Source organism: Micrococcoides hystricis, from assembly GCF_042434215.1.
Classification (GTDB): domain Bacteria; phylum Actinomycetota; class Actinomycetes; order Actinomycetales; family Micrococcaceae; genus Micrococcoides; species Micrococcoides hystricis.
Genome location: NZ_JBHLUB010000017.1, coordinates 1 through 6,810 on the forward strand (window position 1 = coordinate 1; position 6,810 = coordinate 6,810).

The 6,810-nt window shown below is 55.7% G+C and carries 1 protein-coding gene; it reads right to left on the reverse strand.

Features of this window, described 5'->3' with window-relative positions; genetic code table 11:
• Window positions 1-73: 73 nt before the first annotated feature.
• The gene (locus tag ACFFFR_RS03925) at window positions 74-6,580 is read right to left on the reverse strand and encodes a CLIPPER-2 domain-containing protein (protein WP_377458229.1); all 6,507 of its coding nucleotides are present in this window, start codon (window positions 6,578-6,580) and stop codon (window positions 74-76) included.
• Between the last annotated feature and the right edge of the window lie 230 nt (window positions 6,581-6,810).

The window sequence follows — 6,810 nt, forward strand, 5'->3', positions numbered from 1 at the left end:
CCCTCTCTTGCTGCCGGCCCCTCCACTCATCGGTGGCTTGTTCGCTCAGTGCATTTAGCAGACCGGCGATATGTTAGCCCCTTCGGCGTTTTCTGCGTCCGCCCAGTACCAACAACCCGCCGCCTACAGCCAGCGCCAGTCCAATGCTGGTGAGCAGTGTGAGCTCGGCACCTGTCCGCGGTAGCCAGCCGGGGTTCCGTGGATCCCCAGGCCGCTCTGATTCAGGCTGGTCTGGCTTGCCAGGTGTCTCAGCTCCTGATTCCGCTGGTATCTGGATAGTGGCAGTATCATCATCGGTGACCGTGATGGTTGCGTCAGAACCACCAACCTGCGAGGCAGAACCCTGAACCGACACACTGTTCGGCAAATCGACCTGTGCAACAACGTCCGCTTGGGTCACAACGTATTCAGCGATGCAGTTGACCATTGCACCCGGCGCCAGAACCGCCTTACCCCCCGCGCCGAAGTCATCACTGAGCGTCGATGCTGAAGCGGCTTCGCCGAGGCGGCAACTCAGTTCAAGTGCCTCATTCTTTGCCCAGTTTTCAGCCAGTACCACATCTGTGAGGGTGACGTCACCGGTGTTCCTCACTGTAATCTCGAATTCAGCCGTGCCTCCGGCTCCAAGTTTTACGGTGCTTTTACCGTTGACGGTTTTAGTCACCTGAATAGCCGGGCTAGCTTTACCCATCACAACTTCTGCTGCAGCCTCACTCGATTCCACTGTCACCGTGTGATAGGAACCTACGGCCTTCGCGGTGTTGATCAGCGGTTGACCCCTGTCAAAGTCGTCTTGTGTAATAACAGTTGTCGCTTCACAGTCAGCCGATTCGCCAGCACTCAGTGTTCCGTCCTCCGACATACCGTCGCACTTCACATGAGCGTTACGTTCCTGCAGCATTGGGTCATCAACGACAACACCGTTCACTGGTGTATTGCCCGTGTTCGTGATGGTGAACTGATAAGTCACACTGTCGCCAGCACGGTAGCTCTTCTGGCTGTCCTTAACTGTTTTGGTGATTTCCAGTGTCGGAGTTCCAACTGTCACTGTCGCAGTCGACTCCTCAGAAGTCACATCAGTTCCGGTTGCCGACTTGGCAGAAGCCGTGGCTGTGTTCTCCAGCTTTGCGTCATCAACCTTCGCGTCATCTTTCGTGACTTGGTATTCACCCGTGCAGTTGGTCGATTCGCCCGGAGCAAGCGAGGTTGCGTCACACGTGACCTCGGTGATCTTGGGGTCGTTAATCTGAACTTCGTTGATCGTAAGGTCGCCGCTGTTCTTCACCGCGAATGAGTACTGCACAGTATCACCTGCGCTGAATGGCTCATCGCCTACCTTCCAGTCAACAACCGACTTCACCAGTTCAAGGCCAGTCTTCTCCGACACAGTAAACGAAGCTTCCGCGGAATCCTTCGGCGTAGTGTCGTCGTGGTAGGAAGCTGACACGCTTACCGTGTTCTTCACGATTTCGCCAGCATCAACATCAGTCTGAGTGACGGTGACGACTGCACTGCCGGTGATCGACTCGCCGGGCATCAAACGTCCACCTTGAACGCCTACGATACCGATGGGATCCCATGCGATAACAGCACCGCGCTCCTCAAGCATGGTGTCTTCGACAGCGATACCGCTCAGCGGAGTAGTCCCGGTGTTGGTGACCACGAAGGTGTACTTCACCTCCGCACCAGCGGCGTGTGGACCCTCATTATCAACCGACTTCTCAATTGACACACTCGGCTTTCCGACGTTGACCGTAGCACTGGCCTCAACGGGTTCAAGCGGATCGCCCTTTGTGGTGGCACCCGTTGCGACTGCAGTGTTGTCGTAGGTCTTCTGACCGTCATCCACATCAGCACCCGTCAGGACGTGCGACGCCGTACAAGTTAACGATTCACCTGGAGCAAGAGTCGCATCACCCTCACACGTGAGGTTACTGACCTGCGGGTCGTCGATCTTGGTGTCTTTGATGCTGATGTTTCCGGTGTTCGTCACAATGAAGTTGTACTCAATCGTGTCACCTGCGGTCAGAACATCAGCATCCTGTGACCAATTGGTGACAGTCTTCTGCAGCGACAACATTGGTTCAGCCACAGGAACTGCAACAGTGGCGGTATCCTGAGCGGAAACAACATCGCCCTGGCCACTGCCCGGATCCTCGCCATCACCCTTCTGAGTCGTACCGGTGAGGGTGACGGTGTTCGGCAGAGCTTCCTCACTATCAACGTGATCCTGCGTGATTTCGCTTTCACCCGCGCAAGTGAATTCCGCCCCAACCGGAAGCGTTGCCGTACCACCGAGAACGTCGATTTCTTCTTCGCCACTCTTACACGTGAGATTGACCGCTCCCCCCGCCCAGGTGTCTACGAGCTTGACGTTATGCAGCGTGACATTCCCAGTGTTCTGAGCACGGATGGTCCATGTGGCCGTTTCACCCGCCTTTTTCTGGACCGATTTCTCACCGTCGACCGTTTTCTCAACAGTCACAGCTGGTTCAGCTTTCGGCACCGTAACCGTGGCCTTGCTGTTTGCCAAAACCTTCTCGTTCATGTCTTCGCCAGTGATGGCGGAGGTGTACGGGTAGCCGCCAGTAACTTCAGCACTGTTAGGCAGCTCAGCCTGGTTGTCCAGATCCTCCTGCGTCACCGTGTAGGAACCGGTGCACTCGTATGCATCACCCACAGCGAGTTTGGCTTTACCAGCGAGCAGATCCTCGGTGGCATTACCACTGTAGTCTTCCCCGTTTTTCGGAGTGATGGTGCAAGCCAGCTCCAACGCCTCCTTGCCTTCCACCCAGTTGTCGACCAACTTGACGTCTTCGAGGTCAACGTTGCCGGTGTTTTCACCGGAGAGCACGAACTCTGCTGAGCCTTCAAGTCCGACTTCGTCGGATTCTTTTTCGTTGACCGTCTTCGCCAGCGTGATGTTCGGAGCCGGTTGGAAGACACCGAAGTCGTAGCTGGAGTGTGTTTCTTGTTTGCCGCCGTTGTTCGACGGGCTGAGCGCTTTCACAGAGATAGTCTGCGAAGTCCACGAACCTACCTCTGTGGACGTACCCTTGCCAGCCTGGGTATTGATATCGGTGTGGTTGAACGGTTCGACAACTACACGGTAATCTCCGCGTTCGACAGAGTCGAAAGCGTAGTTGCCGCTCTCGTCCGTTGCCGTGGTGTCGACAACAATACGATTGCCGTTGTCATCCAATTTGAAGTTGCCATCCGGGTCCACCGCATAAAGGGTGACAGTATAGCCGGAGAGGTTTTTCTCTTCGCCTTGCTTTGCAGCGTCTTTGTTGGCATCACTGTAGACGTTGCCGGTGATGAGCGCGCCGTACACGTCCGTGACAACTGGGGCAGGCTGAGGAATCGGCAGTGCACCCGCTCCAGTTGATTCTGCAGAATTTCCGGCGACTGCGTGAACTGTCGCGGCTCCTGTGGAGTTGACGTAGCGGTCGGCATTCTTGTTACCGTCCGGATTGAAGTTCAAAAGGTACTGTTCCGAGGTATTGGCTTCCAATAGCGGACGGTCAAAGCGCAAGGCCGTGATATGTGGGACACCCGGTTTAGCCTGTTCGTCGATAACCTCCTGCGTTAAAGGCTTCCAGCTTGTGTCACTCGGTGTTTTGTCGATGTCCCGCTGAGCGAAGTTAGCACACGCGTTGAGGTCTTCTTCACCAGCAGCGTTCGTCGGACAAAGGGAGACCGTCCCTGGGTCGTCATAGGTGTAGTAGATCTTCCCCGTGTCCCCGCCATCTGGGCCGACATATTCCGGCAGAGTCTGTAACCAGTATTCACCGCTGAACTTTGTACCCCGCCAGTCGCCGTTAAACGGCAGCAGATCGATGTACTGCACGTGCCCCAACTGGGCGTCTGTGTAGTTATACAGCTGCAGTGAATGCTGGAACGCGGTGTTTTGAGGTACGAGTTCATCACCGGTGGACTTCATCAGGCCAGAAGCCACAACTTTCGGCACGACCAGAGTGGTCAGTCCCGCCATCGAATTCAGCGGCTTGTATTTCTGGGGTTCTTCTGTGACCGGAGTGAAAGCAGCCGCATGCCTTGAAGAGTTGATCTTGATCTCTTGGTTTTCTCCTCGGCCCATCTTTTGCAACGCCGCGGGCAAATCCAGTTCTGGCGTTCCCGTGATCCGGTACGAGTGAACGATATCGAAGGTTTGTCCCGGTGCTGCCCAGGCTGGAGTAACAACCGTGAACTTAGGGGCTTGGTGGGTGCTGGGCCTGCCCCACGGGTTGTAAGCCGCCAAGGTGGAATCGGCATTTTCCGTCGCCCAGTTCGGGGGGAAGAACGGGTCGTTATCGGGGTTGCCAGTCTCATTCTTCTGATCCGACAGCAGCCACGTGCGCTCGATGTAGTTATCCGTCGACGGTCCGCAGTCCCTTGGGTTATTGGAAATCGTACCTCGGTGATACGTCATTCCGGCAGACAGCGTTTCCGGGTCCGCGGTTAGGCACTTTGACAGGTAAATGCGCATGTGCACACGATTGGGATTACCCGCGGCGTCCGTCGAATTGACTGCGCCAAGGGTTCCGTTATAAACCTCTACCTGTCCCGAGGTAGTGACCGTGTAGTTCTGCTTACCGATGGTGTCTAGCCGCCTGGTGTCCAGTGTGCCCCAGATATCGCGGATACCCGCAGAGGGCGTATCAGCAAGCAGCACGTCCTTCAGGTCGCGGATCTTCTTACTTCCCGAATACACCTGCCCGTAGTTCGTGGTTTTGAAATACTGTGCGTTTCCGTTGGCGGCTTTGACGGTGGGAAGCGTTGAAACGATCTGCGGATCGCCGACTTTAGCGCGGTAGGAGAAAACTGTCGGCTGTTGGATGACGTTCTCCCCGGGAATGACGATCTTAATTCCCGAGATCTCCGTTGATCTCATGCTCCCGGGTTCGGCGAACGTGTTGCCTGTGACGCCGGCGGATCCGTCATGGAATACCTTCCAGTCCTCATTGCCTGAACAGTCCGGGGCTCCGTTGTTGGTTTTATCGGCCTTGGTGATGTAGACCTTTGCGTCGGGGAAGGCTTCTTCGACTCGGTGGGTACCCGCTAAAACGGTGGGTATATAAGCGTTGCCGCTATCGATGACGCGCTGTGTTCCCGGTTGCCAAACCGAACAGATGGTGGGGTTGTCTTTAGCGTCAACAGGGGTGACAGTGAGGTTCACGTTTGCGCTTGACCGAGCCAGCAGACCTTCTGTGGTCTGCGCATGCGCATGCCCAGCGTCCACTTTGGTCGATGGACACCCATCAGCAGCTTTGCACTCCCATTTGGTCAGGTTCACCGTCTGCTTCGCGCAGTTGTTGTTGGGAGAGTATCTGCCGGCCAACAGGCCCTGTTCCTCGTTCTTGGTTGACACGCTGCAATCGGTCAGACCGCCGGGGTCGGCAGTGTTGTTGCCAAATGCCTCTTTGCCTGCCGTTTTCGGCATGTTCGACGGTACCCCGCGGCTGTCTTTGACGCGCGTGGGGTTCCCATCTTCGTCAACCACATCCATGCGAGTGGTAAAAGTTGTTTTGCCCTCGGGCAGACCGGCAACCGGAATGAGGAAGCGGAAGGTTGGCAGGGTGTTCTTATAGACACCGTCGACGTACGGGTTTCCTTGCGCGTCCACTTGAGCAGGCTTCCACGCACTGCCGTCATAGGACACCAGTACCTCATGGGCTGCAAACGGTGCGTTTGCCGGCATCTGCAGGGTATAGCGGCTAATGGTGTTTGGGTCTACCGGGAAAATTCGTCCGATCCTGGTGGAGGCAAATCCGCTTGGTGCGGGGCTGGCGGTCCCATCGCCGGGGTACGTAGTCAGACCGGCACGAGCACTGATGCCAATGTACTCAATACCGTCACGGGTAGTTGTATTCGTGAAGCTCTCTGGATCGATAATGCGCTGGTCGTAACGCGGCTCAATCAGCACATTGAGTTTTTTGTCCGCCACCGCCGTGATCAATGCGGCACCATCCTCCAAAGCTGCTTTGAGTCCAAGGTTGAAAGCGCCCTCGGGGTTAGTCCCGCCCTGCAGCTGCAGTGATTGGATCGTTTCAGCGGTGAGTTCGAAGGAGATCGTCGTGTTGATGTTCGGCCCTGCTTTTACGGTGATGACGCCATTGCGATCGACCGTGTTGGAGACACCACCAAGGGAGGCCGGAATAAACTTCAGCGTTGGCTTTCTATTGGGTTCTGGCAGACCTGCCGCACGAGCTTCGGCGCTCAGCCACTCTGGCGTGAGAGTGAAAGTCACCGGGTCAGCTGCTGTTTTGACATTAAGGCTGATGTTGTAAACGGCAGTGTCCCCGGCACAGATATTGCCGTCAGTCGCAGTGTTATCGCCAGTGGTATAGCCGTTGGCCTCGGTAATCATACAGCCGGAGCCGCCATCTTTGACAAGCCGGAGCTCGTATTGGACAGTACTGTCCCCAACCTTCGCCGTCTGTGGCGCCCCTGGTGCCCCTGGTGCCCCTGTGTCAGCTTCGGCTGCGGGAGGCTGTGAAACCATCATGCCGAAAAAAACGGCGAGCACCGCAAAAATCGCCGTTATTCTTCTAAGTACAGAGGTGGTCGCGGAAGTCATGGACAATTTCTTTCTTTTGGCCAACACCGCTATGAGTGCTTGTTTGACAATTGGGAGGGGATGCACTACACGTTAATGCATCAATCAATCAATCATAGTTGAACCCCTCAGATTTAACCACTGGTAGTCGTGCCTCACATACTTTGATCGCATGCCTCTACGCTGACGAGTATGAACAAGGACGTGGTGTCAGTGGCGACACGTATCGAAGTGACCAAACAATTAAAACA